This is a genomic window from Streptomyces lunalinharesii (assembly GCF_039532155.1).
Classification (GTDB): Bacteria; Actinomycetota; Actinomycetes; order Streptomycetales; family Streptomycetaceae; genus Streptomyces; species Streptomyces lunalinharesii.
In genome coordinates this window covers 34,715-60,873 of record NZ_BAAARK010000022.1, presented here as the reverse complement: position 1 = coordinate 60,873, position 26,159 = coordinate 34,715, and the positions used below count along the sequence as shown (strand labels likewise).

The window sequence follows — 26,159 nt, the reverse complement described above, 5'->3', positions numbered from 1 at the left end:
GGTCAGGCGGCGGGCACGCTCGCGGTCAGCAGCTCCACGAAGCCGATGTCCTCGCGGGCCACGCCGAACGCCTCGGCGCGCAGCAGCGTCCGCTCGGCCCAGGCCCGGTGCGGCTTCACCTCGTTCATCTTGTTGGTGTACGAGGAGCGCAGCACCCCGCCGTCGCCGCGCTCCGGCCGCAGGATGTCGGTGGCGTCGCAGTACTCCTCGTGGCTGACGACGGACAGGGCGTGCACCGGGGCGACGTGCGAGGGGTGGATGCAGGTCTTGCCGGTCAGGCCGTTGGCGCGGTCCAGCTCGATCTCGCGCAGCAGGCCGTCCATGTCGTGCTCGATCAGGGTGGTGCGCAGCTCCTCGGCCTGCCCCAGGAACGGGCTGCGGCGCAGTTGCGGCTTGAACATCCGCTCGTGCAGCCGGAAGTACTCCCACACCGGCCCGGTGACGGTGAAGCCGGTGCCGTCCGCGCGGCCGAGGACGTTGACCACGTCGGCGATGACGGAGGCGACGATCTGCACGTCGTAGGCGGTCATGTCGGGGGCCCGGCGCAGCCCGTAGGCGGAGCAGAAGTCGGTGACGCCGAGCCGCAGGGCGAGGACCCGGTCGCGGTGGTCGTCGACGGTGCCGGCGATGCCGGCCAGGGTCGCGGCGCGGCTCTCCAGGTGGAGCAGTTGCGGGGACTCCAGCACCGGCATCGCGAACAGCCGCCGCCCACAGGCGGTTTCGGCGTCGGCCAGCGCCTCCAGGAAGGGCGCGCCGCGCTCCGCGGTGAACTTGGGAAGTACGAATCCGGACAGTCTGCGCACGGCCGGGCCCAGCCGGCCCACCAGGTCCGGTATCTGGTGTGGTTCGCGGACCCGGATGAAGAGCAGCGGGAGGTCCTCGCCGCCGTCGGCCGCCACGTCGAGCAGGGCGAACTGCCGGACGAGGTTCTGCTCGCCGGCCGCCACGTCGCCGTCGCCTATGGAGTCCTCCAGGCACAGCACCATGGACGTGACGCCGCGGGCGACCTGCTTGCGGACGTCGGCGGCCAGGTGGGGGCGGGTGGCGGGGCTGTAGAGCGTGGCACCGAGGGCGACCGCGAGCGTGCGGGCCGGGGAGTCGGCGGTGAACTCCACCGGCTCCCTGTGGAACAGCGTCTTGCGGATGTCGGGCGCAAGATGCCCAAAGTGACGCATGCAACTCCCCGTCTAGAAGCGGGACCCGGGCGCCCCCGCCGCATCTCGCTGTCTGGATCCAGCCGGTAATCGTACGTGCGTGGGGGTCCGGAAAGTTCCCGCGGACGCGAAATTCTCGCCACCGTCCCGCCACCGCGGGGTGACCGCCGGGTGTCCGGGAAGCACCGCGCCCGGCCCCCGCGTTGTGGCCGCCACCAGAGGGAAGGCAGGATTGCGGCATGACGCACGCGATGCTGAAAGGGTCGAACGTACCCCTCGACGCCACGGCCGTGAGGGCCGTGTTGCGCTGGACGCCGGGCGCCGGCGTCCCCGACGTCGACGCCTCGGCCCTCCTGGTGGGAGCGGACGGGCGCGTGCGCTCCGACGAGGACTTCGTCTTCTACAACCAGCCGCGGCACCCCAGCGGCCTGGTCCGGCACCTGCCCAAGTCCCGGCTGTCCGAGTCCCTGACCGACACCATCGAGGCGGAGCTGACGCCGCTCGACGCCTCGGTGGCCCGGGTGGTGCTGGCCGCCTCCTCGGACGGCGGCCCGTTCGCCGGCGTGACCGACCTGCGGGTGCTGCTGTACGACGCGACGACGGACGGCACCGATCCCCTGGCGGTCTTCGACGTGGTGCCCGAGACGGGCGAGGAGACCGCGCTGATCTGCGGGGAGCTGTACCGCCGCGGCGAGCGCTGGAAGTTCCGGGCGCTGGGCCAGGGCTACGAGAGCGGGCTGATCGGCCTGGCCACGGAATTCGGCATCTCGGTGGACGAGAACGACCCGCCCACCAGTCGGACAGCCCGCCGGGCCCGTGTGGCGCAGGAGGAGGGCGCCGCCCCTCCGCAGGGCGCCGACGCGCCCTCCCCCGAGGCGTCCACCGCCCACCCGCAGGGCGAGGACCCCACCGCGGCCGTCGAACGCCCCGCCACCGCGCCGGGCCCCGCCCCGTCCGGCCCGGTCTCGCCGCCGCCCGGCGCCTGGCCCGAGGAGGCCACCGCGCCGCCGGCCGGCGGCCCCCGGTCGGATCCGGAGGCGGTCACCCAGCACGTGCCGGACGGGATGCCGGAGCCGTTCTCCGCCGCCCCGCTGCCGCCGGCCCCGACCGGCGGCTACGGCTACCCGGCCAACGTCCCGCCCCCGCCGGCCCGGCCCCCGGCCCAGACCGGCGCCTACGGTTACGGCTACCCGGGCCCGCCGCCGCACCAGCCGCCGTACCCGCCGCAGCAGCCGCCCGGCTACGGCTATCCGCAGCAGCCCGTCCCGGCGTACGGCTACCCGGCACAGCCGCCGCAGCCGCAGCCGTTCGTGCCCGACCCGGCGTTCGTCCTGCCGCCCCAGGGGCCGCAGTTCCAGCGCCGCTGACGCACCGGAAACGGCCGGGGCGCCGGGCCCGCACGCGCGTCCCGACGCCCCGACCGCACCGTCAGGTCCCGAAGCCCTCCGGTCCGCCTCAGACCTTCGACTTGTAGCCGCGGCCCCACTGGAGCCCCCAGCCGTACAGCCGGTCCAGTTCGGCCTGGAAGCCGTAGACGTACTTCACCTCGCGGCGCACGGTCAGGCCGTCCTTGCCGTTCTCCAACATGAAGATGGCGCAGGACCGGGCCTGCGGCGCCCGCTCGTCCAACTTGACCTCGACCCGCGGCCCGGTGCTCGGGTAGAGCGTCACCACCGCGTGCGTGCGGTCGAACGCCGGGGTCCCGTCGTAGATGTAGACGAAGATCAGCAGTCGCTTGATCTCGTCGCGGTGGTCCAGGTTGATGTACAGCGTCTCGCCGGAGCCGGAACCGAACCGGTCGTCGCCGCTGAGCTTGACGAACGGCGCGGCGTTGAGGTCGCCGAGGAAGTCGCCCAGCGGCTGCACCACGCCCTTGCTGCCGTCCGTGAGCTCGTACATGCAGGCCAGGTCGAGGTCCACGTTGACCACGGCCGGGCCCTGGGCCTGCACGATCTCGGGCCGGAAGAGCCTGCTCGGGTTGCGCAGCAGACTGCCCGGGCGCTGCCCCCGCTCGCCGAAGTCCGAGGTCCGCATCTGCCAACTCAGATTGACCCGCAGATGGCCGTTGGCCGCGCCCTGCTTCGTCAGCGAGACGACCGGATTGCGCTTCGTCAGCTCGACGACGTACGACGCGCCGCCGCCGTCGAACTTCGGCGCGTTGCCGCGCCACACGTTCCCCAGGAACGACACGGTGCCCACCCCTCGTTGTGGCTCCTACCGGTGCGGGGCGGCCGGTGGGTGTGTCCCGTGGCCGCCCCGCAGAAAAGCGTTCCTCAATCAGAGGTCCGTCACACTCCGGACGTCACTTCCGACTGCGCCGAGGACTCGGCCCCCGGCTTGCCCTCGCGCCGGTTGCGCAGCACCGACGAACCGAAGGACAGCGCGATCAGGATCACGCCGATCAGGCCGGTGATGACCTCGTTGATCTCGTACCGGATCGAGACGAGCAGGATGACGCCCAGCGCGCCGATGGCGTAGTGCGCGCCGTGCTCCAGGTAGACGTAGTCGTCCAGGGTCCCCTTGCGGACCAGGAAGACGGTCAGCGAGCGGATGTACATCGCGCCGATGCCCAGACCCAGGGCCATCGCGAAGATGTCGTTGGTGATGGCGAACGCGCCGATGACGCCGTCGAAGGAGAACGAGGCGTCGATGACCTCCAGGTAGAGGAACATGAAGAACGCGGCCTTGCCGGCCAGGCCCACCGCGGCGCCGGTCCCGCCGCCCTTCTTCTGTGCCGCGGCCGGCTCGGCGCCGTCCGCGGCCTCCCCGTCCTCGTCCTCCAACCGGCCCTCGAAGTAGCCGGAGATGCCGCCGACGACGAGGTAGGTGATCAGGCCCGCGATGCCGGAGAGCAGGACCGTGGTGGTCTTGTCCCCGCCGCCGTGCGACGCGTGCGGCGCCACCGTCATGGCGGTGACCAGCAGGACCACCAGCGCGACGATGACGGAGAGGGTGTCGAGCTTGCCGATCCGGGCGAGCGGCTTCTCGATCCAGGACAGCCACGTGTAGTCGCGGTCCTCGAAGATGAAGTCGAGGAAGATCATCAGCAGGAAGACGCCGCCGAAGGCCGCGATGGCCGGGTGGGCGCTGGTGACCAGTTCCTCGTAGTGCGCCTTGTTGTTGACGGCGAGCTGGACCGCCTCGATCGGCCCCATCTTCGCGGTGATCGCGACGATGACCACCGGGAAGACCAGCCGCATGCCGAAGACCGCGACGAGGATGCCGACGGTGAGGAAGATCTTCTGCCAGAAGGCGTTCATCTTGCGCAGGATGCCCGCGTTGATGACCGCGTTGTCGAAGGACAGCGAGATCTCCAGAATGGACAGGATCCCCACGATCGCGAGCCCCTGCCACCCCCAGAGGACGCCGGCCAGGCCGAGGCCGAGCACCGTGATGGCGAACGACCAGCCAAAGGTTTTCAGGAGCACTGCCTACCCAATCCTTCGCTGTGTGGGTCCCCCGCGCGCAGTGCGCGGCGCTTTACGAAACGTTGACCCCGAAGTGTAGAGCGACGACTTCTCCGCCGGCGCGGTCGGCCCCCGCCCGTTCACGGAGCCGCAGGTCCGGCCCGCGCGACGCCTTCGAGGGCGGCGGAAGGGCCCTTTGCCGCGGCCGACCGCCGGCAGGTGGCCCTTCTCCCCGCACCGTCGACCGGGCGGTGGACTCGACCGCCTACGAGACGTTGACCCCGAAGTCCAGGGCGATGCCGCGCAGGCCGGACGCGTATCCCTGGCCCACCGCCCGGAACTTCCACTCGCCGTTGCGGCGGTAGACCTCCCCGAAGATCATCGCGGTTTCGCCGGCGGCGTCCTCGCTGAGGTCGTAGCGGGCGAGTTCGCTGCCGTCGGCCTGATTGACGATCCGGATGAAGGCGTTGCTGACCTGCCCGAAGCTCTGGCCCCGCAGATCGGCCTCGTGGATCGAGACCGGGAAGACGATCGTCTCGACCGTCTCGGGGACCTGGGTGAGGTCGACCAGGACCGTCTCGTCGTCCCCGTCCCCCTCACCGGTGAGGTTGTCGCCGGTGTGCTCGACGGAGCCCTCGGGACTCTTGAGGTTGTTGTAGAAGACGAAGTACTCGTCCCCCAGCACCCGGCCCGACGCGCACAGCAGCGCGCTGGCGTCGAGGTCGAATGCGGCTCCGGTCGTGGACCGCGCGTCCCAGCCGAGACCGACCGTGATCTGCGCGAGGTTCGGAGCCGCCTTGGAAAGGGAGACGTTGCCCCCCTTGGCGAGCGTGACGCCCATGGTGTTCGCTTCCTCCCCGGTATCGGTGCGGGGCGCGGCACACGCCCCGCACAACGCACCCGGCGCCGCACTCCCCGGACGGGGACGTACGGCGCCGGACGCGGTCGCGCCGTGCGCTCAGACGTTGACGCCGAAGTCCTGCGCGATGCCGCGCAGGCCCGAGGCGTAGCCCTGGCCGATGGCGCGGAACTTCCACTCCGCGCCGTTGCGGTACAGCTCGCCGAAGACCATGGCGGTCTCGGTCGAGGCGTCCTCGCTCAGGTCGTAGCGCGCCAGCTCGTTGCCGTCGGCCTGGTTGACCACCCGGATGTAGGCGTTGCGCACCTGGCCGAAGCTCTGCTGGCGGGTCTCGGCGTCGTAGATCGACACCGGGAACACGATCTTGTGGACGTCGGCGGGAACGCCGGCGAGGTTCACCTTGATGGCCTCGTCGTCGCCCTCGCCCTCACCGGTGGTGTTGTCACCGGTGTGCTCGACCGAACCGCACGGGCTCTTGAGGTTGTTGAAGAACACGAAGTTCTGGTCGTTGGCGACCTTGCCCTGGTCATTCGTCAGCAGGGCGCTGGCGTCCAGGTCGAAGTCCGTACCGGTGGTGGTACGCGCGTCCCAGCCCAGACCGACGAGAACGGCGGTCAGATTGGGGGCTTCCTTCGTCAGCGAGACGTTGCCGCCCTTGCTGAGGCTGACTCCCACGAGTCCTCCCGTAGATTCGAGGGGTACGTCATGATGTGCGCCCCCATCGTGCATGGCATCGGATCAACGATTTGATCCTAGTGACCGGTTCCCGCCGAATGCAGATAACGCACATCGATCTTGACGGATGTCCCGTCGAACGTCCGGCACGCCGGGCCTAGAGCGCTTCGAGGGCCTTGACGTAGTCGTTCAGGTCGCGGGCGTCGGGCAGGCCGTTGACGATCGTCCAGCGCACCACGCCCTCCTTGTCGATGACGAAGGTGCCGCGGACCGCGCAGCCCTTCTCGTCGTCGAAGACGCCGTACGCGGTGGAGACCTCGCCGTGCGGCCAGAAGTCCGACAGCAGCGGGTACCCCAGGCGCTCCTGGTCGGAGAAGACCCGCAGCGAGAACGGCGAGTCGTTGGAGACGGCCAGCAGTTGCACGTCGTCGTTGACGAACTTCGGCAGCTCGTCGCGGAGCGCGCAGAGCTCGCCGGTGCACACGCCGGTGAAGGCGAACGGGTAGAAGAGCAGGACGACGTTCTTCGCACCGCGGAAGTCGGAGAGCCTCACCAGCTCGCCGTGCTGGTTCCGCAGCGCGAAATCCGGGGCTACGGTGCCGACCTCGATCGCCATGGGACTGCTTCCTTCCCGCCTCACTCTGTCCTGGACACAACCACCCTACGCGGCGGCCCGCAGCGCCGGCGCACCGCGCCTGAACTGCACCGAGCCCCTTCCGGAAGGCTCCGGAAGGGGCTCGGTGCGGACGTGAGGTGATGCGGCCGATCAGCGCTTGGGCGAGATCAGCCGGCTGCCGGTCCAGTCCTTGCCGGCGTTGATGCTCCGGGTCTGCGACAGACCCGAGGTCTGTGCGGCCTCGTTGATGTCGCTCGGCTCGATGTAGCCGTCGCGCCCCGTCTTGGGCGTCAGCAGCCAGATCTGGCCGCCTTCGTCGATCAGACCGATGGCGTCCACCAGCGCGTCCGTGAGATCACCGTCGTCGTCTCGGAACCACAGGACGACGACATCAGCGACGTCGTCGTAGTCCTCGTCCTCGAGTTCCTGGCCGATGATGGCCTCAATGCCTTCGCGGAGCTCCTGCTCGACGTCGTCGTCGTAGCCGATCTCCTGGACCACCTGTCCGGGCTCGAACCCCAGCTTGGTCGCAGGGTTGGTCCGCTCCTCCGCGTGGTCCGCGGTCGCGCTCACGGATTGCCTCCTGTCATGTTTCGGAAAGTACTCGGGAACTCCGCGCGTGCGCGGAGCATTGGCCGTAGTCCACACGTGCCGGGCGGATCGCGCAAGTACCCGGCGATCGAGACCGCCGAAACGGTGACGATCGACGGGCCCGGCGCCGTGGCCCGGCCCCCACCAGGACACCATGAAGTGATACGCACCACAGCATTGTGCCGGGTATATGGGGTAGGCGGGAAGGAATGGCCTCCGCGCAGGGTATCGGAGCGGCGCGCCTCCCCCGGCCGGAGCCGCCCGTCCGCCCGCCGTGGCCGTTCGAGATGGGCGTATGGTTGCGATTTGGCCGGCCCCAGGACTCGGCCCTTTCCGCGCCCTCTCTCCGCGGGTGGTTACCCATCGGTAGAGGTGACGTACCCCAGTGGCTCGGTACACGATGGAAGACGGCGCGACACAAGGCACAGACAGCTTTCGTCCCCGTGCGCAGCGGCAGTAACAGGCAGAGCACGATACGAACCGAACGCGAAGGAACAGCGTGGCTTCCGGATCCGATCGAAACCCGATCATCATTGGCGGCCTTCCCAGCCAGGTCCCGGACTTCGATCCCGAAGAGACCCGGGAATGGCTCGACTCGCTCGACGCGGCCGTCGACGAGCGAGGCCGGGAACGTGCCCGCTACCTCATGCTCCGCCTGATCGAGCGCGCCCGCGAGCGGCGGGTGGCCGTGCCCGAGATGCGCAGCACGGACTACGTCAACACCATCGCGACCAGGGACGAGCCGTTCTTCCCCGGCAACGAGGAGATCGAGCGCAAGGTCCTCAACGCGACCCGGTGGAACGCCGCCGTGATGGTCTCGCGCGCCCAGCGCCCGGGCATCGGCGTCGGCGGCCACATCGCCACCTTCGCCTCCTCCGCCTCGCTGTACGACGTGGGCTTCAACCACTTCTTCCGCGGCAAGGACGAGGGCGACGGCGGCGACCAGGTCTTCTTCCAGGGCCACGCCTCCCCCGGCATCTACGCCCGCGCCTACCTGCTGGACCGGCTCAGCGAGGGCCAGCTGGACGCCTTCCGCCAGGAGAAGTCCAAGGCCCCCGACGGCCTCTCCAGCTACCCGCACCCGCGGCTGATGCCGGACTTCTGGGAGTTCCCGACCGTCTCGATGGGCCTGGGCCCGCTCGGCGCGATCTTCCAGGCCCGGATGAACCGCTACATGGAGGCCCGCGGCATCGCCGACACCTCCAAGTCGCACGTGTGGGCGTTCCTCGGCGACGGCGAGATGGACGAGCCGGAATCGCTCGGCCAGCTGTCCATCGCCGCCCGCGAGGGCCTGGACAACCTGACCTTCGTCGTCAACTGCAACCTCCAGCGCCTGGACGGCCCGGTCCGCGGCAACGGCAAGATCATGCAGGAGCTGGAGTCGCAGTTCCGCGGCGCCGGCTGGAACGTGATCAAGCTGGTCTGGGACCGGAGCTGGGACCCGCTGCTGGCCCAGGACCGCGACGGGATCCTGGTCAACAAGCTCAACACCACCCCCGACGGCCAGTTCCAGACCTACGCCACCGAGACCGGTGCGTACATCCGCGAGCACTTCTTCGGTGACGACCACCGACTGCGCGCGATGGTCGAGAACATGACCGACGACCAGATCCTGCACCTGGGTCGTGGCGGTCACGACCACCGGAAGATCTTCGCGGCGTACGCGGCGGCCAAGGCCCACAAGGGCCAGCCGACCGTGATCCTGGCCCAGACCGTCAAGGGCTGGACCCTCGGCCCGAACTTCGAGGGCCGCAACGCCACGCACCAGATGAAGAAGCTGACGGTCGAGGACCTCAAGCGCTTCCGCGACCGGCTGCACCTGCCGATCCCGGACAAGGACCTGGAAGACGGCCTGCCGCCGTACTACCACCCGGGCCCGAAGTCCGAGGAGATCCAGTACATGCACGACCGGCGGCACGGGCTGGGCGGCTACGTGCCGACCCGGGTCGTGCGCGCCAAGCCGCTGGCGCTGCCCGGCGACAAGGCGTACGCCACCGCCAAGAAGGGTTCCGGACAGCAGAAGATCGCCACCACCATGGCGTTCGTCCGCATCCTGAAGGACCTGATGCGGGACAAGGAGATCGGCAAGCGCTTCGTGCCGATCGCGCCGGACGAGTACCGCACCTTCGGCATGGACGCCTTCTTCCCGTCGGCCAAGATCTACAACCCGCTGGGCCAGGCCTACGAGTCGGTGGACCGCGAACTGCTGCTGGCCTACAAGGAGTCGCCGACCGGTCAGATGCTGCACGACGGCATCACCGAGGCCGGCTGCACCGCGTCGTTGATCGCCGCGGGCTCCGCCTACGCCACCCACGGCGAGCCGCTGATCCCGGTCTACGTCTTCTACTCGATGTTCGGCTTCCAGCGGACCGGCGACCAGTTCTGGCAGATGGCCGACCAGCTCTCCCGCGGCTTCGTGCTCGGCGCGACCGCCGGCCGCACCACGCTGACCGGTGAGGGCCTGCAGCACGCCGACGGCCACTCCCAGCTGCTGGCCTCGACCAACCCGGCCTGCGTCGCCTACGACCCGGCCTTCGGCTACGAGATCGCGCACATCGTCCGGGACGGTCTGCGCCGGATGTACGGCGAGACCGCCGACGGCAAGCCGGGCGAGGACGTCTTCTACTACCTGACCGTCTACAACGAGCCGATCCTGCACCCGGCCGAGCCGGCGGACGTCGACGTCGACGGCATCCTCAAGGGTCTGCACCGGATCAAGGCGGGCGAGAAGGGCGAGCACCGGGCCCAGATCCTCGCCTCGGGCGTCGCCGTGCCGTGGGCCGTGGAGGCCCAGCAGGTCCTCGCCGACGAGTGGAACGTCAAGGCCGACGTGTGGTCGGCGACCTCCTGGAACGAACTGCGCCGCGAGGCCGTGGCGGTCGAGGAGCACAACCTGCTCCACCCGGAGGAGGAGCAGCGCGTCCCCTACGTGACGCAGAAGCTCCAGGGCGCCGAGGGCCCGAAGGTCGCGGTGTCGGACTGGATGCGTTCCGTCCCGGACCAGATCGCGCGCTGGGTGCCCGGCACCTACCAGTCGCTGGGCGCCGACGGCTTCGGCTTCGCGGACACCCGCGGTGCCGCCCGCCGCTTCTTCCACATCGACACCCAGTCGATCGTGCTGGGCGTGCTGACCGAGCTGGCCAGGGAGGGCAAGGTCGACCGCTCGCTGCTCAAGCAGGCCATCGACCGCTACCAGCTGCTGGACGTGACGGCCGCCGACGCGGGTGAGGCCGGCGGCGACGCCTGACCGCTTGGCGGCCATCCGCCGCACCGTCTCCCCCGCGCCCCCCGACCGGCGAAGCCCGCCGGTCGGGGGGCGCGGTGCGTCCGCCCGGGACGGACCGCTCAGTGCTCCCACAGCTTGAACGCCCTCACCTGGTACGGCGAACGGGGCACCCAGCTGCCGCCGCCCGGATAGGTGTCGAACTCGCCGGTCTCGGCGCAGACGGCGCTCTGGTAGGTGGTGACCGGGCGGCCGGTGCGGTTGGCGAGCGAGGCGGCGGTCGTCCCCTCGGGGAGGGTCACGCAGCTCTCGATGTCGGTGCCGGACAGTTCGTGGGCCGGCCGCCGAACTCCGGCTTCGGCCACAGGCACAACTGGCCGGCCGAGCAGTCGCCGGACGCGGCGGTGCTGCGGCCACCGCCGGCCGCGTGGGCGAGGGGAGCACCCGTGGACGAGGGCGTGGCGAGGGCCGCGGCCAGCGCGGCGAGGCCGGTGACCAGCGCGGCGCGGCGGACGGTGCGGGACGTGCCGGACGTGTGGTTGCGCATGAGAATCGCTCCCCGTGTCGGCCGTGGCGGGGCGCGCGGGTCTCGGCGCGGGCCACGGCGGTGGTGTCCGCGGCGGGCCGGTGCCCGTCGCGGCTTCGGGTTCGATCGTGCGGCGAAGCGGGCGGCTGGGCCAAGCCCGGGACGGGTGCTCCACCCGGATCAGGGAGGTGGACGCCCCGCAGAGCGTGAACGCGTCGGCCGATGCGCGGAGTTGACGTGCCGTGGCGGGTGGGGGCGGGGCGCGGAAACCGTTCCTCGCGGGCGCGGCAAGGGGCGCGGGCCGACCCGTCGTCCAGGAGGCGGCGACCGGGCGGGTCGGTTCCCGGTTCGCGTCATCCGGATGAGGGATGTGGCTCCGGGCAGGGGGCCAACTGCGGCCTGGGCGGCGGCGGTTGTCGGCGAGGGGCGGCGACGGGGCGGGGGTTGACGGCGACGGGATCGTCGCGGGTCCGGTCGACGGCCCGGAACGCGCAACGGCGCGCGACCGGCCGAGGGGGTGGTTCGGCCGGTCGCGCGCCGCTGGGCGGACCGGGTGACGCCGCGGAACTCCGCGGCGCCGGGGGTCAGATGTGGCCGACGCCGGCGCCCGCCGAAGCGTTCGCCCCGCGCTTGGTGAAGAGCGCGACGACGGCGGCGAGGACCGCCACGCCGCAGGCGACGGAGAAGGCGAGGCCCATGCCGGAGACGAAGGTGTCGTGGGCGACCGCGACGATCTTCTCGGCGAACGGCTTCGGGGTGCCCTTCGGCACCGGGGCGAGGCCGGCCGAGACGGCGTCGGAGACCAGGGACTGCTTCTCGGGCGACAGCGGCGGGAGGCCGGCCTGCTGCCACTTGCCCGGGAGGTCGCTGTCGACGCGGGAGGCCATCACGGCGCCGAGCACGGCGGTGCCCAGGCTGCCGCCGACCTGCATCGCGGCCTGCTGCAGACCGCCGGCGACACCGGAGAGCTCCAGCGGGGCGTTGCCCACGATGACCTCGGTGGCGCCGACCATGACGGGCGCGAGGCCCAGGCCGAGCAGGGCGAACCAGACGGACATCGGGCCGGTGGTGGTGCCGGCGTCCAGCCCGGACATGCCGTACATCGCGACGGCGGTGATGACCATGCCGCCGACCAGCGGGATGCGCGGGCCGAACTTGGTGATCAGCGCGCCCGCGAGCGGCGAGCCGACGATCATCATGCCGGTCAGCGGGAGCAGGTGCAGTCCGCTGTCCACGGGGCTCATGCCGTGCACGTTCTGGAGGTAGAACGTCACGAAGAACAGGCCGCCCATGAAGGCGAAGGCCATCAGCACCATCAGGACCGTGCCGGCGGTCAGCGGCACCGAACGGAACATCCGCAGCGGGATCAGCGGCTCGCGGACCTTGCTCTCCAGGACGGCGAAGAGCGCGAAGAGGACGACCGCGCCGATCAGGAAGCCCCAGGTGGTCATGGAGCCCCAGCCCCATTCCGTGGCCTTGATCAGCGGCCAGATGAGGCAGAACATCGCGCCGGACAGCAGCACGATGCCGGGGATGTCGAAGGAGCGGGGAGCGTTCTCCGCGCGGTGGTCCTTGAGGATCACCAGGCCGAGGACGAGGGCCACCACGCCGACCGGCACGTTGATGAAGAAGACGGACTGCCAGTTGACGTGCTCGACCAGCAGTCCGCCGACTATCGGGCCACCGGCGGTCGAGGCGCCGATGACCATGCCCCAGATGCCGAGGGCCATGTTCAGCTTCTCGGCGGGGAAGGTGGCGCGCAGCAGGCCCAGCGCGGCGGGCATCAACAGCGCGCCGAACACGCCCTGGAGCACGCGGAAGACGATGACCAGCGTGACCTCGCTGGAGAATCCGATGGCGGCGGAGGCGGCGGCGAAGCCGACGATGCCGATGAGGAACGTCTGGCGGTGCCCGAAGCGGTCGCCGAGCTTGCCGGCCGTGATCAACGCGACGGCCAGGGCGAGCATGTAGCCGTTGGTGATCCACTGCACGTCGGCGAGCGAGGCGTTGAGGTCCGCCTTGATGGCCGGGTTGGCGATGGCGACGATCGTGCCGTCGAGCGCCACCATCATCACGCCGATGGCGACGGAGAAGAGGGTCAGCCAGGGATGGCCCCGCAACCCCTTGCGAGGCTCCGGTACGGGAAGTTCCGGTGCGACGTCGGCGACCGGGGTCTGAGAGCTCATGTTTCGAGGCTAATGTCAGCAACTGACAGTTGACAAAATAATTCATGAGTCGGTAACTGTCATTTAGCTCACAGGTATCGTGAGCAGCGAGAACTCCACGGAAAGGCGGCGCGAGATGGCGGACCCGACGCCGCAGACACCCCCCACCGGGCTGCGCGAACGCAAGAAGCAACGCACCCGCGACGCGCTGATCCGCGCCGCGCTGGAGCTGTTCACGGAGCGCGGCTACGAGGCGACGACGATCGACGAGATCGCCGAGGCCGTGGACGTCTCCCAGCGCACCTTCTTCCGGTACTTCGCCAACAAGCAGGACGTCGTCTTCGCCGTCCAGGACATGGTCGAGGCCCGCTTCATCGAGGAGTTGCACGCCCGCCCGGCGGACGAGCCGCCGCTGTCCGCGCTGCGCGGCGCCGTGCTGACCGCCTGGGACGACATCGGCGACGCCATCGCGTCGGTGATCCCGGTGGACCTGCACATGCGGGCGTTCCGCATGATCGAGTCGACGCCGGCGCTGATCGCGGCGCACCTGCGGCGCTCCACCGAGCTGGAGGAGCAGATCGCCCAGCTGATCGCCCGGCGCGAGGGGTTGGACGTGGACGCCGATCCGCGGCCGCGGGTGCTGGTCGCCGCGTTCAGCGGGGTGATGCGGGTCGCCGGGAAGGTGTGGGGCGAGGGGCACGACTGCAGCGTCGCGGGCATCCGGGAGTTGACGCGGTCCTATCTGGACCACATGGGGCCGGCGATCGAGACGGACTGGCGGACGGGCCGCAGCCGCTGAGGCGTTCGCCGCCCTTCGCGCGCGCCCATGACCAGGGGTGACGCTCCCCGTCCGGTCCGTGACCGGTTCCTTCCGCGCTTTTCCGAACGCGTCGGGGTCCGCACGACTGAGTTTCGGACTGCTTTGCGATCTGTCCGATTCCTCACAAATACCCTGCCCGAAACGTGAGATGGCTCACGGGTGTCCACGGGTGCCCGTCGCGTCTCCTAGGGTGGCCCGCGGTGACTTCTTTCTCGGGCCTCGGCCCCTCCTCCGGTTTCCTGCAGTCCACCGTGTGGCGAGGTTCGCTCGCTCTGCTGGTGGTGTTCGTGATGCTCGCCCTGACGGGGTGGACGGCCATCAGAGACACCAAGGAGGACGCCAACCCGCTGGCCACCGCGCGCGCCGCCTGGCGGCACGCCACGTTCCACGGACGGCCGCTGCCCCACCCCGACGCCGCCCCGGCCACCCTGCGCGCCTTCTTCGCCTCCCTCAGCCCGGCCGAGGGACGGCAGCTCGCGGCCCGCTACCCCCTCGCCGTCGGCAACATGGGTGGCGCCCCCGTCACCCTCCGCTACGACGCCAACCGGATGGCGATCGACGCCGCCCGCAAGGTCGAGGAGCGACGCATGGGCGACCACCGGCTCACCCCGGTCGGCCGCCAGGAGGCGAGCCGGCTGATGCACCGCCTGGCCTCGCTGATGAGCCCCGAGCGCCAGATCCTGGCGTTCGACCCGGCGGGCGACGGCCGGGCCGCGGAGGTCTTCGGCGATCTGCGCACCGCCGACCGGGTCTCCGTCGTGGTGCCCGGCGTCGACACCAACCTGTCCACCTTCGAGCGCACCGCCAAGGCGACGGCCGCCCCCGTGGGCATGGCCGAGTCCCTGTACTCCGCCGAGCGGACCGCCCGTCCCGGCGCCCGTACCGCGGTGATCGCGTGGGCCGACTACACCACGCCGTCCGGGCTGGGCGTCGAGGCGGCCACCGGGCAGCTCGCCCAGGCCGGCGCGATCCGGCTGCGCGCCCTGGTCAACGCGCTGCCGTCCGCCGACTCCGTCTCCCTGTTCTGCCACAGCTACGGGTCCGTGGTGTGCGGCCTCGCCGCCCGGAACCTGCCCGACAACGTCACCGACATCGCAGTGGCCGGCAGCCCCGGCATGCGGGCCGGGAGCGTGGCGGGGCTCGGCACGCACGCCCGGGTCTGGGCGATGCGGGACGCCGACGACTGGATCCAGGACGTGCCGTACCTGGAGGTCGGTGGGCTCGGCCACGGCGCCGACCCGGTCGATCCGTCCTTCGGGGCCCGGGTGCTGTCGGCGCAGGGCGCGGCCGGCCATGCCGGGTACTTCGCGGCCGGCACCCAGAGCCTGCACAACTTCGCGCTGGTCGGCGTGGGTGACCTCGGGTCGGTGGACTGCGCCGCCACCGACCCCCGCTGCAGCGCGGACCTGGCCTGACGGCCGGTCCGCACCGGCGGTTGCCGCGGGTACGGCCCGGCGCCCGGGGACGGGCCGTACCCGCGGGAACCGCGCCCGCACGAAGTGACGTGAACAGGGCAGGAAGAGCGCCGGTCGACGGGGGTCCCGCGACACGCGCAGCGCTGGCGTCCGGAAGGGGGACGGGCGGGCAACCACCCGCTTACGATGAGCCACATGGGTGATGTGCTGGCCGGTTTTCACGCCGTCTGGGAGTTCGACTCGGACTCCGTACTCATCCGCTTCGAACGGGGGATCCGCAGGCCGAAGCTGTTCCAGGCGCTCGGCGAGCGACGCATTCCGTACGAGGCGCTGAGATCCGTCACGGTTTCCGCGGGCAGGCGCGGCACGGTGGTGCTGCACGCCGTGCCACGACGGGGCGCCGACCCCCTGATGGAGGTGGCCGACGGACAGTTGAAGGAGGACGCCGACCCCTACCGGCTGGTGCTGCCGGCCGAGCGCGAGCTGCTGGCCTCGTACTACGCCGACGAGCTGCGCACCGCGCTGCACCCCGCCGCCGAAGAGCCCGCGGACCGGCACCTGGTGACCGCGCCGGAACCCCCGCTGCACTTCAAGGCGTACGACGGCAAGGCGACGTTCGACGGCCAGGCGGTGGCCTTCCGGTGGTTCTGGACGGGCGCGTCGTCGGCCAAGTGGAAGAGCGGCGACCAGACCTTCGCCATCGACGCGCTGGCCGGTGTGGAGTGGCGCTCGCCGGAGGTCCTCAACGGCCATCTGCGGCTGTTGGAGCGCGCCGCCCCCGAGGCCCGGCCGGGCGAGGCCGACCAGGACCCGGCCTCGGTGGTCTTCGGGCTCGGCTACGGCCCGGTCCACGAGTCCCTGCCGTTCGCGGCCGCCGTCCTCCAGGCCGTGCGCCGCGCGGAGCAGGCGCCGGACGCGGTGGAGCGGGCACCGGTGCGGCGGGCCGGGAGCGCCGGCCGGGACCCCGCCGACATCGCGGACCGGATCCGGCACCTCGGCGCACTGCACGGGGCGGGGCTGCTGACGGACGACGAATTCAGCACGAAGAAGGCGGAGTTGCTGGCGGAGCTGTAGCGCGGCGCGCCAGCGGCTCCCCGGCCGGCGCCCGACGGCGTTCCGGCCCGCGCGCCCCGGCGTCATACCGTGGTACGGGGCACAAGCCCGCACCACGGTATGACGCCGGGGCGTGCGCGGTCCGCTTACATTGATCCCGCGATGTCCACACGATCCCTTCCCCCCGAAGACGAACCGACCGGCGACGACGGGCGCCGGCCGGTCCGCGCCGCCGCGCTGCGCGCCGCCCGCCACGTGCTGCGGGCCGCGCGGTCGGCACTGCGGGTGCTCACCACCGAGCTCGGCACGCCGACCAGCCCCGGCATCCCGCTGTTCGACAGCGCACGCAGACGGTGGGCGCGCCGGCTGCCGTACGTGGTGGCGTTCGGGTTCGCGGTGTCCCTGCTGCCGTCGGGGGTCAACGTCCTCGGCAACGACTACGGCGTGGCCGGTGGTCTGGCCGGTGCGCTGGCCACCGCGCAGAGCGTGCCGCTGCTGCTCGCGGTGACCCGGCCGCTGCAGGCGTGGTGGGTGATGTTCGCGGCGAACGTCGTCTGTGCGGTGGTGCTGACCGGCGTCGACGGGGTCGCGGGCCGCCCGTGGCCGTGGCCGCCCACGGTGATCGTCGGCTATCTCGCGCTGATGCTGGCGCTGTCGGTGCGCGAGCGCCGGCGCACCCTGATCGCGGTCTGGCTCACGACCGGGGTGACCGGGATGCTCTTCGACGCGGTCGCGCCCGAGCGCAGCCAGAGCGCCTCGGTGTTGATGTTCGTGCTGTCCGGTGTGGTGCTGCTGCTGGGCGCCGCCCTGCGGGAACGGGGCGACGCCCAGCGGAAGTTGCAGGAGCAGGAGACCATCAGCGAGGCGGAGCGGGCGCGGCGCACCTTGTTGGAGGAGCGCACCCGGATCGCCCGCGAACTGCACGACGTGGTCGCCCACCACATGTCGGTGATCACGGTCCAGGCGGACAGTGCGCCGTACCGCATCAGCGGGATACCTCGCGAGGCCCAGGAGGAGTTCGGGGCGATCGCGGCGAGCGCCCGCGAGTCGCTGGCCGAGATGCGCCGGCTCCTCGGGGTGCTGCGCAGTGAGGAGACCGAGCGGCAGGACGGCCCGGAGAGGGCCCCGCAGCCGGGGATCGGCCAGCTGCCGAAGCTCGTCGAGGCGACCGTACGGGCCGGCGTGCCGGTGGAGTTGGTGCTGCCCGGGGAGCCGGTGACGCCCGAACCCGCGGTGGACCTGTCGGCGTACCGCATCGTCCAGGAGGCGCTGGCCAATGTGGTGCGGCACGCCCCGGGCGCGCCGACCCGGGTGTCGGTGACGACGACCGGCGGCGGCTCGCGACTGACGGTGCTGGTGGTCAACGAACGCCCCGCCCCGCCACTGTCCGCGCCGCTGGAGACCAGCGGCACCGGGCACGGTCTGGTGGGGATGCGGGAGCGGGTGCGCCTGGTGGATGGCACGCTGGACACCGGGCCGCTGCCCGGCGGGGGCTTCCGGGTCGCCGCCCAACTCCCGCTCTCCGCACCGTTCCCGCCCTCCGGCCCCCACCCAGCGAAGGACTCCGACGCCCCATGACGACCCGCGTGATCATCGTCGACGACCAGGCCATGGTGCGGGCGGGATTCGCCGCGCTGCTCGCGGCGCAAGCCGACATCGACGTGGTGGGCGACGCGGCGGACGGCGTGCAGGGCGTGGAGTTGAGCCGGCGGCTCCACCCCGACGTGGTGCTGATGGACGTCCGGATGCCGGAGATGGACGGGCTGGAGGCGGCGCGTCGGCTGCTCGATCCGCCGGTCGGGGTCGTCCACCGACCGAAGGTGCTGATGCTGACCACCTTCGACGTCGACGACTACGTCTACGAGGCGTTGCGCGCCGGCGCCTCCGGCTTCCTGCTCAAGGACGCGCCGCCGGCCGACCTGATCTCCGCGGTCCGGGTGGTGGCGGCCGGCGAGGCGCTGCTCGCGCCGTCGGTGACCCGCCGGCTGATCGCCGACTTCGCCCGGCAGCGGCCGGCGGCCCGCCCCGCGGACCGCGCCGCACTGCGGCTCAACGGCCTCACCCCGCGCGAGACGGAGGTCCTGGAGCTGATCGCCCGCGGGCTGTCCAACCAGGAGATCGCCGACCGGCTGATCCTCGCCGAGCAGACCGTCAAGACCCACATCGGCCGGGTGCTGGCCAAGTTGGGGCTGCGCGACCGCGCCCAGGCCGTGATCTTCGCCTACGAGTCGGGACTGGTCTCGCCCGGCGAGCTCTGATACCGCCGTTTCGGGTTGTCCCCACCCGTCCTTCGGGGTAGCCCCACCGTCCCCGACGGGACAGCCCCCGACTCCTCCTCCCCGGGTACGACCGCCGGCCGGGACCCCCTACCCCGGTATCACCCGGGAGTTGGCTCCGCGGTGTGACGCCGCGTCACCCACCGGCTTCCTATCTTTCCCTCCGCCACACCGCTGGATGAGGGAGAGACCACCATGACCGTGCTGCGGAGCGCCGCCCGGCGCAGCAAGCGGACGCTCGCCGCCGCCGTCCTCGCGCTGACCGTCGTCGCGGGGACCGGCGGCTGGGCGGCCGGCTCCGCACAGACCGCGGTCACCGGCCCGGCCCCCGGCGCCGCCGCCTGGCGCGCCGACCACGCGCTCGGGGTCCGGCTGCCGGACCCGGCGAGCGCCTCCCCCGCCGCGGTCGCCCGGTTCTTCGCCGGACTGTCCGACGCCCGGCAACGGGCCCTCGTCGCCCGGCACCCGCTCACCGTCGGCAACCTCGACGGGGCACCGATCGCCCTGCGGTACGCGGCCAACGCCCGTGCGCTGCGCGCGGAACGGGACCGCGAGCTGGCCCGCGCCACCGACCCGGCCGGCACCCGCCAGGACCACCAGCAGGCCGAGCGGACGGCCGCCCGGTACGCCGCGCTGCTCGCGCCCGGCCGCCGGATCCTCGCCTTCGATCCGCGCGGGCGCGGCCAAGTGGCCGAAGTGCACGGCGACTTGGCGACCGCGCAGCACGTCGCGGTGATCGTGCCGGGCTCGGACATCGACCTGACCACCTTCGACCGCACCACCGACCCGTACGGCACCCCGACCGGCATGGCCGCGTCGCTGCGCCGGCAGATGGCCGTCGAGGCGCCCCAGGTGCGGACCGCGGTGATCGCCTGGGTCGGGTACACCACCCCGGTCGGCCTCGGCCCGGACGCCGCGACCGGCCGGCTCGCCGAGGCCGGCGCGCCCCGGCTGAGCCGCTTCCTGAGCGGCCTGGCCGCCACCGGCGCCCCCGCCCCGGCCGTGCTGTGCCACAGCTACGGGTCGGTGGTGTGCGGCCTGGCCGTCCCGCACGCCGGCCGCGGCCGGCTCGCCGACCTGGTGGTCTTCGGTTCGCCCGGGATGCGCCGGGACGACGCCGGGCAACTGCGCACCACGGCCCGGGTCTGGGCGGCGCGGGACGCCTCCGACTGGATCGGCAACGTCCCGCACGTCGAACTGCTGGGGCTCGGGCACGGTGCCGACCCCACCGATCCGGCGTTCGGCGCCCGCCGGGTCCCCGCCGAGCGGGCCCAGGGCCACACCGGCTACCTCGCCCCCGGCACCGACTCGCTCCGCAACTTCGCCGCGATCGCCCTGGGGCGCTACGGCGACGTGCACTAGGGCGTTTCGTCCGCCGCGGCGCCGACCGACGTCACCGCCCCCCGCAGGTGCCGCCCCGCTAGGCCCCGGGGCCGCCCCGCCCCGCCCCGCACCTCCTTCGACCAAGGACGCCCCATGACCACCGAGAGCCCCGTTCCCGTCACGAGACCCACCGGTACCAGCCGCCCCCGCGCCGCCCTGCCCGCGCTCCGCGCCCGGGCCGGCGCAGCCGTCCGCGCCCTCGACGCCCGCACCCCGGCCCACCGCGACCGGGCCATCGACGGGCTGCGGGCACTGGCCCTGCTCTCGGTCCCCACGGGGCACTGGCTGCTCGGCGGCTTCACCCGGGACGCCGACGGCACGCTGCACAACGCCAGCCCGCTGACCGCCCTCGGCTTCCTCGCCCCGGCGAGCTGGCTGCTCCAGATGCTCGGCGTCTTCTTCCTGGTCGGCGGGCACGCCTCGGTGCTGTCCCTGCGGCGGAGCGCCGCCCAAGGAGGCTCCACCGCCCGGTGGTTGGGCGGCCGGCTCGCCCGGTTGGGCCGCCCGGTGCTGGGCGTGACCGCCGTCTGGGCCGTGCTGGTCCCGCTCCTGCACGGCCTGGGGGTGTCCACCGCGACGCTGCGCACGGGGGCCACGCTGGTCATCCAGCCGCTGTGGTTCGTCGGGATCTACGCCGTGGTCACCGCGCTCACGCCGCTCTGCGTCGCGGCCGCCCGCCGGACGGGCGTCTGGAGCGCGGCGGTGCTGCTGGTGTGGGTCGCCGCGGTGGACGCCCTGCGCTACGGGCCGTTCGCCGCGGCGGTGCCGTCCTGGTGGGGCCTGTTGAACCTGCTGCCCGGCTGGCTGTTCGGCTACCAGCTCGGCGTCTGCTGGGCCGAGGGGCGGCTGGGCCGGCCCGCCGCCCGGGTCCTGCTGCTGGGCGGCGCCGCGCTGTTCGCCGCGCTGCTGCTGTTCTTCCACTACCCGGCGAGCATGGTGGGCGTCCCCGGTCAGGACCGGGTCAACTCCCACCCGCCGTCGCTGCTGGTGCTGGCGCTGGCCGCGGCCCAGTCCGGCGCGGCGGTGCTGCTGCGGGACGCGTTGGCGCGACTGCTGCGCCGGCCCGCCCTGTGGGCGCCGGTGGTCATGATCAACCTGTCGGCGATGACGATCCTGTGCTGGCACCAGACGGCAATGTTCGCGGCGGCGGTGCCGGCGGCGCTGGCGGGCGCCGTACCGGGCCTGACCGCCGTGCCGGACACGCTCGGCTGGCTCGCGGTGCGGCTGGCGTGGCTGCCGGTCTTCGCCGTCCTGCTCGTCCTGATCGGCGCGGTGACCCGTCGCTTCGAGGCGCCGTGGACGGGGGTCGGCGGGGCCCGGCGGGCGCTCGCGGCGGTGCTGGCGGCGGCCTTCGCGGTGTTCGCCCTGGGCTACGCGTGACGGGCGCGGGGCGCCGCGGCGGACCGGACGGCGCCCGCCGCGGCGCCCCGGGCCGGCCGGTGCTACTCGCGCCCGGCCGAGGTGAACTGCATGTCGGCGTAGCGGTCGCCCGCCACCTTGTCCGCGATCGGCTCCAACAGGGCCAGCTGCTTGGCGGTCAGCTCGATCCGGGTCGCGCCGGTGTTCTCCTCGACCCGGCTGCGCTTGCGGGTGCCGGGGATCGGGACGACCGTCAGCCCGTACCGGGCTGCCTGCTGCTGCACCCAGGCCAGCGCGATCTGGCCGAGGGTGGCGCCGTGCGCGTCGGCGACCGTGCGGACCGGCTCCAGCAGCGCGGCGTTGGCGGCCGCGTTGTCGCCGGTGAAGCGGGGCTGCTGACGGCGGAAGTCGTCGGCGGCCAGCTCCTGGTCGGCGTGGACGAACGCGCCGGTGAGGAAGCCGCGGCCGAGCGGCGAGTAGGGGACGAGGGCCACGCCGAGCTCGGCGGCGGCCGGCACCACGCCCGCCTCGATGTCGCGGCTGAACAGCGACCACTCGGACTGGACCGCGGCGATCGGGTGCACGGCCTGCGCGGCGCGCAGCTCGGCGGCGGTCACCTCGCTCAGGCCCAGGTGCTTGACCTTGCCCTCGGCGACCAGCTCGGCCATGGTGGCGACCGTCTCCTCCAGGGGGACGCGCAGGTCGCGGCGGTGCATGTAGTAGAGGTCGATCTGCTCGACGCCCAGGCGCCGCAGGCTGTCCTCGACGGCCTGGCGGACGTAGGGCCGGTCGTTGCGGATGGTGCGCTTGGTGGGGTCCTGCGGGTCGTTGGCCAGCGCGAACTTGGTGGCCAGGACGACCTCGTCGCGGTGCGCCCGGATGAAGGGGGCGATGAACTGCTCGTTCTCGCCGTCGCCGTAGACGTCGGCGGTGTCGTAGAGCGTGACGCCCAGCTCCAGCGCGCGCTCCAGGGTGGCTCGCGCCTCGTCGGCGTCCTCCGTGGGGCCGTAGGCCCAGCTCATGCCCATGCAGCCCAGGCCCTGGACACCCACCTGCGGGCCGTTGGCGCCCAGCCGGACGGTGTCGATCTTCGTGTCGTTCGCCATGAGAACTTCAGACCCTCTCGGACGCCCGTCGGGCGTCGGCGTAGATACCGATCTTGTAGTCGAGGACGTCGGCGGTGCTCTCCAGCTCCGCGATCCGCTGTCGGACGTCCGCGCGGTGCCGGGTGAGCAGCTCCTCGCGCTCGGCGAAGGTCCCCTCGCCCTCGCGCACCAGCTCCGCGTACCGGACCATGTCCGCGACCGGCATGCCGGTCAGCCGGAGCTTGCCGACCAGGTCGAGCCAGTCCAGGTCGCGGTTGGTGAAGCGGCGCTGCCCGGTGTGCGTCCGGTCCACGTGCGGCATCAGGCCGATCCGCTCGTACCAGCGCAGGGTGTGGGCGCTGAGTCCGGTGTGCTGGGCCACCTCGCTGATGGTGTACCGGTCGCGACCGGCCGGCCGCGGATAGTCCGCGCGGGTGGTCCCGCAGCCCCGGAGCGTCGCCGGCCGCGGCCTGGGGCACACCGTTTCCGGCAGGCCCGCCACCACCGTGTCGCTGGTCACCGGTTCGCTCTGCGTCACCGTCATGCCGCGTCTTCCCCTCGTCGTTCCCGGGTGCGCCACCGCCCCCGATGCCGTGGCGCACCGGATGTCGTGCCGGGCGCCTCTCGACGTCCTCAACGCTAAAGAGTTGGAGTGCACTCCAAGCAAGCACCGGCGGCGGGCAGTCTTGACCGGAATTTGAAGGCGTTCGGGCGCCCCGTAGGCTCGGCCCCATGCAGAGCCTGGGGATGATCGAGAACTGGCCGGTGCCCACCGCGGCGGCCGCCGTCGTACGGGCCGACGGCTCGGTGGTCGGATCGTACGGCCCGTTGGAGCACCGCTTCCCGCTGGCGTCGGTCACCAAGCCGCTGGCCGCCTACGCGGCGCTGCTGGCCGTCGAGGAGGGCGCCGTCGAGCTGGACGAGCCGGCCGGCCCCGAGGGCTCCACGGTCCGTCACCTGCTCGCCCACACCTCGGGGCTGGCGTTCGACGAAGCGCGCCAGGTGGCCGCCCCCGGCACCCGCCGGATCTACTCCAACGCCGGCTTCGAGGCGCTCGGCGACCACCTCGCCAAGGCCACCGACATCCCGTTCCCGCAGTACCTGCACGAGGCGGTGCTGGCCCCGCTGGGCATGGCCGCGACCGAACTCGCCGGCTCCCCGGCCAAGGACGGCGTCTCCACCGTCGCGGACCTGCTCCGCTTCGCGGCCGAGCTCCAGGCACCGCGGCTGCTGGCGCCACAGACCCTCGCGGCGGCGACGCAGGTGGTCTTCCCGGGCCTGACCGGGGTGCTGCCGGGCTACGGCCACCAGAAGCCCAACGACTGGGGACTGGGCTTCGAGATCCGCGACGGGAAGGCCCCGCACTGGACGGGCGCCGCCTCCTCGCCGCGCACCTTCGGGCACTTCGGGCAGTCCGGCACGTTCCTGTGGGTGGATCCGGTGGCCGGGGCGGCCTGCGTGGCGCTGACCGACCGGGCCTTCGGGCCGTGGGCGGTCCAGGCGTGGCCGGTCCTGACCGACGCGGTCCTGGCCGAGCTGGCCGGCAACGGCTGAGGCCGGCCCCCGGTCCCAGTAGCTCACCCGTAGACCGGCTCCGGCCCCATCTCCCACACCAGGCACTCCGCCCCCGCCGGCGCCACCAGTTCCAGGCCCTGCGCCTCGCTGATCCGCGCCGCGTCCCCGGCCGCCAGATCCTCGGCGCCGAGCCGCACCTCGCCCCGTACGACGTGGACGTAGACCCGCGCGGCATCCGGGACGGCGGTGCGCCCGCCCGCCCCGAGGCGGCACACCCGCAGCGTGGCGCCGGCCCGGGGCACCGGCAGCGGCGTGCCCTCGGCGACGCCCCGCACCACCGCGTACTCCGGCTCGCCACCGGGCGCGAGGGGCGTCAGCCACATCTGGACGAAGCGCAGCGGTGCCGGGCCGTCGTTGCGCTCCACGTGCCGGACGCCGCCGGCGGAGCTGAGCCGCTGGAGGTCGCCGGGGCGTACGGTCGTGGCACGGCCCGTCGCATCGCGGTGGGTCAGCTCGCCCTCGACGACCCAGGTGACGATCTCGGTGTCCCGGTGCGGGTGCTCGTCGAACCCGGCGCCGGGTGCCAGGCGCTCCTCGTTGCAGGCGACCAGCGCGCCGAAGCGCAGGTTGTCCGGGTCGTAGTGGGGGCCGAAGGAGAACGCGTGCCGCGAGGCGATGCCGGCGGCCTCGTCACCGCCCCGATAGCGCTTCGCGCCCCTGCGCACCTGAATCATCGGGCCACCGTAGCCCCACCGCTCCACCCCCTCATCCCGATAGGGCAGGCTTGGTCTCGTGTCTGAACCCGCATCGCGCGACGCGCACCCGCACTCCGCGACCCTCCGGCGGCTGGAGAACTCCTCCGGCAAGCTGGCGGCCGCAGCGATCTCCCGCATGGACGCCACGTTGCCGTGGTACCGCGCGATGCCCCCGGAGAACCGTTCCTGGATCGGCCTGGTGGCACAGGCCGGCATCGCCGCGTTCACCGAGTGGTTCCGCCACCCGGAGACGCCCCAGGCGATCAGCACCGACGTGTTCGGGACGGCGCCGCGCGAGCTGACCCGGGCGATCACCCTGCGGCAGACGGTGGAGATGGTCCGCACCACGATCGAGGTCATGGAGTCCGCGATCGACGAGGTCGCGGCACCGGGCGACGAGTCGGTGCTGCGCGAGGCGCTGCTGGTCTACGCCCGCGAGATCGCCTTCGCCACCGCCCAGGTCTACGCCCAGGCCGCCGAGGCGCGCGGCGCGTGGGACGCCCGCCTGGAGTCCCTGGTGGTCAACGCGGTGCTCTCCGGCGAGGCCGACGAGGGCGCCGTCTCCCGGGCCGCGGCCCTCGGCTGGAACGCGCCGGAGCACGTGTGCGTGGTGCTGGGCACCGCCCCGGACGGCGACAGCGAGCTGACCGTCGAGGCGATCCGGCGGGCCGCCCGGCACGCCAAGCTCCAGGTGCTGACCGGGGTGCTGGGCAGCCGGCTGGTGGTGATCGCGGGCGGCTCGGACAATCCGCTCAAGGCCGCCAAGGCGCTGATCGGGCCGTTCGCGGCGGGGCCCGTGGTGGCCGGTCCGGTGGTCGCCGACCTGCTCGCCGCGACCCGGTCCGCGCAGGCCGCCGCCGCCGGGCTGCGGGCCTGCGCGGCCTGGCCGGACGCCCCCCGGCCGGTGCTCGCGGACGATCTGCTGCCGGAGCGCGCGATGGCCTCGGACCCGGTCGCGCGCGAGCAGCTGGTGGAGGAGATCTACAGACCGCTGGAGGAGGCCGGTTCGGCGCTCCTGGAAACACTGAGCGTCTATCTGGAGCAGGCGAGCAGCCTGGAGGGCGCGGCGCGGATGCTGTTCGTCCACCCCAACACCGTGCGCTATCGGCTGCGACGTGTGACTGACGTCACCGGCTGGTCACCGTCCGACGTGCGGTCCGCATTTACGCTGCGTATCGCTCTGATCCTGGGGCGTCTCGCCGACAGTGAGGCTCAACCCTAGACTTTTGTCGAACACCAACAATTCCCCCGATGGTTCTTCGTCCCTGTCCCCACGGGCGGG

General features: G+C 72.4%; 22 protein-coding genes and 1 pseudogene. 11 read left to right on the top strand and 12 right to left on the bottom strand.

Translation table 11 applies throughout. The features are described 5' to 3' along the window. Window positions 1-2: 2 nt before the first annotated feature. Window positions 3-1,175: an HpcH/HpaI aldolase/citrate lyase family protein gene (locus tag ABD385_RS28015; protein WP_344581263.1), complete on the bottom strand. Its 1,173-nt coding sequence runs from the start codon at window positions 1,173-1,175 to the stop codon at window positions 3-5. 218 nt (window positions 1,176-1,393) lie between these two features. Between ABD385_RS28015 and ABD385_RS28010 the strand changes: the two genes are divergently transcribed. Beyond that, window positions 1,394-2,521 carry a TerD family protein gene (locus ABD385_RS28010; protein WP_344581260.1) on the top strand — a complete coding sequence of 376 codons (1,128 nt, stop codon included), beginning with the start codon at window positions 1,394-1,396 and terminating at the stop codon, window positions 2,519-2,521. Between the two features lie 88 nt (window positions 2,522-2,609). On the opposite strand, the gene ABD385_RS28005 is transcribed toward ABD385_RS28010, so the two are convergent. The 6 genes from ABD385_RS28005 to ABD385_RS27980 all read right to left on the bottom strand — a co-directional run bounded on the left by ABD385_RS28005 (window position 2,610) and on the right by ABD385_RS27980 (window position 7,284). Then, entirely contained in the window at window positions 2,610-3,344 is a 735-nt protein-coding gene (locus tag ABD385_RS28005; RefSeq protein ID WP_344581257.1) for a TerD family protein, read from the bottom strand. Window positions 3,345-3,442: 98 nt separating this feature from the next. Beyond that, a complete protein-coding gene (locus ABD385_RS28000; RefSeq protein ID WP_344581256.1) occupies window positions 3,443-4,582 on the bottom strand; it encodes a DUF475 domain-containing protein in 1,140 nt (379 codons plus the stop codon). Between the two features lie 244 nt (window positions 4,583-4,826). Further along, the gene (locus ABD385_RS27995; RefSeq protein ID WP_344581253.1) at window positions 4,827-5,402 is read right to left on the bottom strand and encodes a TerD family protein; all 576 of its coding nucleotides are present in this window, start codon (window positions 5,400-5,402) and stop codon (window positions 4,827-4,829) included. A 117-nt stretch (window positions 5,403-5,519) separates the two neighbouring features. After that, on the bottom strand, window positions 5,520-6,095 hold the full coding sequence (locus ABD385_RS27990; RefSeq protein WP_016573708.1) for a TerD family protein: 576 nt from the start codon (window positions 6,093-6,095) through the stop codon (window positions 5,520-5,522). A gap of 157 nt (window positions 6,096-6,252) precedes the next feature. Further along, complete coding sequence (locus ABD385_RS27985; protein ID WP_344581249.1) at window positions 6,253-6,711, bottom strand: peroxiredoxin; 459 nt, start codon at window positions 6,709-6,711, stop codon at window positions 6,253-6,255. 150 nt (window positions 6,712-6,861) lie between these two features. After that, a complete protein-coding gene (locus ABD385_RS27980; protein ID WP_039636896.1) occupies window positions 6,862-7,284 on the bottom strand; it encodes a DUF3052 domain-containing protein in 423 nt (140 codons plus the stop codon). A 517-nt stretch (window positions 7,285-7,801) separates the two neighbouring features. On the opposite strand from ABD385_RS27980, the gene aceE reads away from it, so the two are divergent. Next, the gene (gene aceE, locus ABD385_RS27975; RefSeq protein WP_344581245.1) at window positions 7,802-10,549 is read left to right on the top strand and encodes a pyruvate dehydrogenase (acetyl-transferring), homodimeric type; all 2,748 of its coding nucleotides are present in this window, start codon (window positions 7,802-7,804) and stop codon (window positions 10,547-10,549) included. A 98-nt stretch (window positions 10,550-10,647) separates the two neighbouring features. Here aceE and ABD385_RS27970 read toward each other — a convergent pair. Together ABD385_RS27970 and ABD385_RS27965 are read right to left on the bottom strand one after the other, a co-directional pair. Then, window positions 10,648-11,072, bottom strand: a pseudogene (locus ABD385_RS27970) (peptidase inhibitor family I36 protein). 563 nt (window positions 11,073-11,635) lie between these two features. Next, a complete protein-coding gene (locus tag ABD385_RS27965; protein ID WP_344581242.1) occupies window positions 11,636-13,237 on the bottom strand; it encodes an MFS transporter in 1,602 nt (533 codons plus the stop codon). A 115-nt stretch (window positions 13,238-13,352) separates the two neighbouring features. On the opposite strand from ABD385_RS27965, the gene ABD385_RS27960 reads away from it, so the two are divergent. From ABD385_RS27960 to ABD385_RS27930, 7 genes are all read left to right on the top strand, one after another. After that, on the top strand, window positions 13,353-14,015 hold the full coding sequence (locus ABD385_RS27960) for a TetR family transcriptional regulator (protein ID WP_344581239.1): 663 nt from the start codon (window positions 13,353-13,355) through the stop codon (window positions 14,013-14,015). 221 nt (window positions 14,016-14,236) lie between these two features. Continuing rightward, a complete protein-coding gene (locus ABD385_RS27955) occupies window positions 14,237-15,451 on the top strand; it encodes an alpha/beta hydrolase (protein ID WP_344581237.1) in 1,215 nt (404 codons plus the stop codon). 195 nt (window positions 15,452-15,646) lie between these two features. Then, window positions 15,647-16,525, top strand: coding sequence for a DUF4429 domain-containing protein (locus ABD385_RS27950; RefSeq protein ID WP_344581234.1), 879 nt, complete (start codon window positions 15,647-15,649; stop codon window positions 16,523-16,525). A 141-nt stretch (window positions 16,526-16,666) separates the two neighbouring features. Then, window positions 16,667-18,082 (top strand): sensor histidine kinase, encoded by a 1,416-nt coding sequence (locus ABD385_RS27945; protein ID WP_344581231.1) that lies wholly within the window; start codon window positions 16,667-16,669, stop codon window positions 18,080-18,082. Beyond that, window positions 18,079-18,762, top strand: a complete 684-nt coding sequence (locus ABD385_RS27940) for a response regulator (RefSeq protein WP_344581228.1) — start codon at window positions 18,079-18,081, stop codon at window positions 18,760-18,762. The genes ABD385_RS27945 and ABD385_RS27940 overlap by 4 nt, the downstream gene beginning before the upstream one ends. Window positions 18,763-18,975: 213 nt before the next feature. Then, on the top strand, window positions 18,976-20,142 hold the full coding sequence (locus ABD385_RS27935) for an alpha/beta hydrolase (protein ID WP_344581224.1): 1,167 nt from the start codon (window positions 18,976-18,978) through the stop codon (window positions 20,140-20,142). Window positions 20,143-20,256: 114 nt separating this feature from the next. Then, a complete protein-coding gene (locus ABD385_RS27930; protein WP_344581220.1) occupies window positions 20,257-21,543 on the top strand; it encodes an acyltransferase family protein in 1,287 nt (428 codons plus the stop codon). A 62-nt stretch (window positions 21,544-21,605) separates the two neighbouring features. Here the strand turns inward: ABD385_RS27930 and ABD385_RS27925 are convergent, their stop codons facing one another. Together ABD385_RS27925 and ABD385_RS27920 are read right to left on the bottom strand one after the other, a co-directional pair. Then, window positions 21,606-22,628, bottom strand: coding sequence for an aldo/keto reductase (locus tag ABD385_RS27925; RefSeq protein WP_344581217.1), 1,023 nt, complete (start codon window positions 22,626-22,628; stop codon window positions 21,606-21,608). 7 nt (window positions 22,629-22,635) lie between these two features. Continuing rightward, window positions 22,636-23,151 (bottom strand): MerR family transcriptional regulator, encoded by a 516-nt coding sequence (locus tag ABD385_RS27920; RefSeq protein ID WP_344581215.1) that lies wholly within the window; start codon window positions 23,149-23,151, stop codon window positions 22,636-22,638. Between the two features lie 188 nt (window positions 23,152-23,339). On the opposite strand from ABD385_RS27920, the gene ABD385_RS27915 reads away from it, so the two are divergent. Then, window positions 23,340-24,161: a serine hydrolase domain-containing protein gene (locus ABD385_RS27915; RefSeq protein WP_344581213.1), complete on the top strand. Its 822-nt coding sequence runs from the start codon at window positions 23,340-23,342 to the stop codon at window positions 24,159-24,161. A gap of 23 nt (window positions 24,162-24,184) precedes the next feature. Here the strand turns inward: ABD385_RS27915 and ABD385_RS27910 are convergent, their stop codons facing one another. Beyond that, window positions 24,185-24,856 carry a pirin family protein gene (locus tag ABD385_RS27910; RefSeq protein WP_344581210.1) on the bottom strand — a complete coding sequence of 224 codons (672 nt, stop codon included), beginning with the start codon at window positions 24,854-24,856 and terminating at the stop codon, window positions 24,185-24,187. 58 nt (window positions 24,857-24,914) lie between these two features. Here ABD385_RS27910 and ABD385_RS27905 point away from each other — a divergent pair, with 58 nt between their 5' ends. After that, on the top strand, window positions 24,915-26,099 hold the full coding sequence (locus ABD385_RS27905) for a PucR family transcriptional regulator (RefSeq protein ID WP_344581207.1): 1,185 nt from the start codon (window positions 24,915-24,917) through the stop codon (window positions 26,097-26,099). The last annotated feature ends 60 nt before the right edge of the window (window positions 26,100-26,159 follow it).

What these genes read in the sequence shown, in the direction of transcription:
- ABD385_RS28015 (WP_344581263.1), bottom strand. Translation starts at nt 1,175, where the DNA reads ATGCGTCACTTTGGGCATCTTGCGCCCGACATCCGCAAGACGCTGTTC.
- ABD385_RS28010 (WP_344581260.1), top strand. Translation starts at nt 1,394, where the DNA reads ATGACGCACGCGATGCTGAAAGGGTCGAACGTACCCCTCGACGCCACG.
- ABD385_RS27995 (WP_344581253.1), bottom strand. Translation starts at nt 5,402, where the DNA reads ATGGGCGTCACGCTCGCCAAGGGGGGCAACGTCTCCCTTTCCAAGGCG.
- ABD385_RS27985 (WP_344581249.1), bottom strand. Translation starts at nt 6,711, where the DNA reads ATGGCGATCGAGGTCGGCACCGTAGCCCCGGATTTCGCGCTGCGGAAC.
- ABD385_RS27965 (WP_344581242.1), bottom strand. Translation starts at nt 13,237, where the DNA reads ATGAGCTCTCAGACCCCGGTCGCCGACGTCGCACCGGAACTTCCCGTA.
- ABD385_RS27960 (WP_344581239.1), top strand. Translation starts at nt 13,353, where the DNA reads ATGGCGGACCCGACGCCGCAGACACCCCCCACCGGGCTGCGCGAACGC.
- ABD385_RS27950 (WP_344581234.1), top strand. Translation starts at nt 15,647, where the DNA reads ATGGGTGATGTGCTGGCCGGTTTTCACGCCGTCTGGGAGTTCGACTCG.
- ABD385_RS27945 (WP_344581231.1), top strand. Translation starts at nt 16,667, where the DNA reads ATGTCCACACGATCCCTTCCCCCCGAAGACGAACCGACCGGCGACGAC.
- ABD385_RS27940 (WP_344581228.1), top strand. Translation starts at nt 18,079, where the DNA reads ATGACGACCCGCGTGATCATCGTCGACGACCAGGCCATGGTGCGGGCG.
- ABD385_RS27935 (WP_344581224.1), top strand. Translation starts at nt 18,976, where the DNA reads ATGACCGTGCTGCGGAGCGCCGCCCGGCGCAGCAAGCGGACGCTCGCC.
- ABD385_RS27930 (WP_344581220.1), top strand. Translation starts at nt 20,257, where the DNA reads ATGACCACCGAGAGCCCCGTTCCCGTCACGAGACCCACCGGTACCAGC.
- ABD385_RS27925 (WP_344581217.1), bottom strand. Translation starts at nt 22,628, where the DNA reads ATGGCGAACGACACGAAGATCGACACCGTCCGGCTGGGCGCCAACGGC.
- ABD385_RS27920 (WP_344581215.1), bottom strand. Translation starts at nt 23,151, where the DNA reads ATGACGGTGACGCAGAGCGAACCGGTGACCAGCGACACGGTGGTGGCG.
- ABD385_RS27915 (WP_344581213.1), top strand. Translation starts at nt 23,340, where the DNA reads ATGCAGAGCCTGGGGATGATCGAGAACTGGCCGGTGCCCACCGCGGCG.
- ABD385_RS27910 (WP_344581210.1), bottom strand. Translation starts at nt 24,856, where the DNA reads ATGATTCAGGTGCGCAGGGGCGCGAAGCGCTATCGGGGCGGTGACGAG.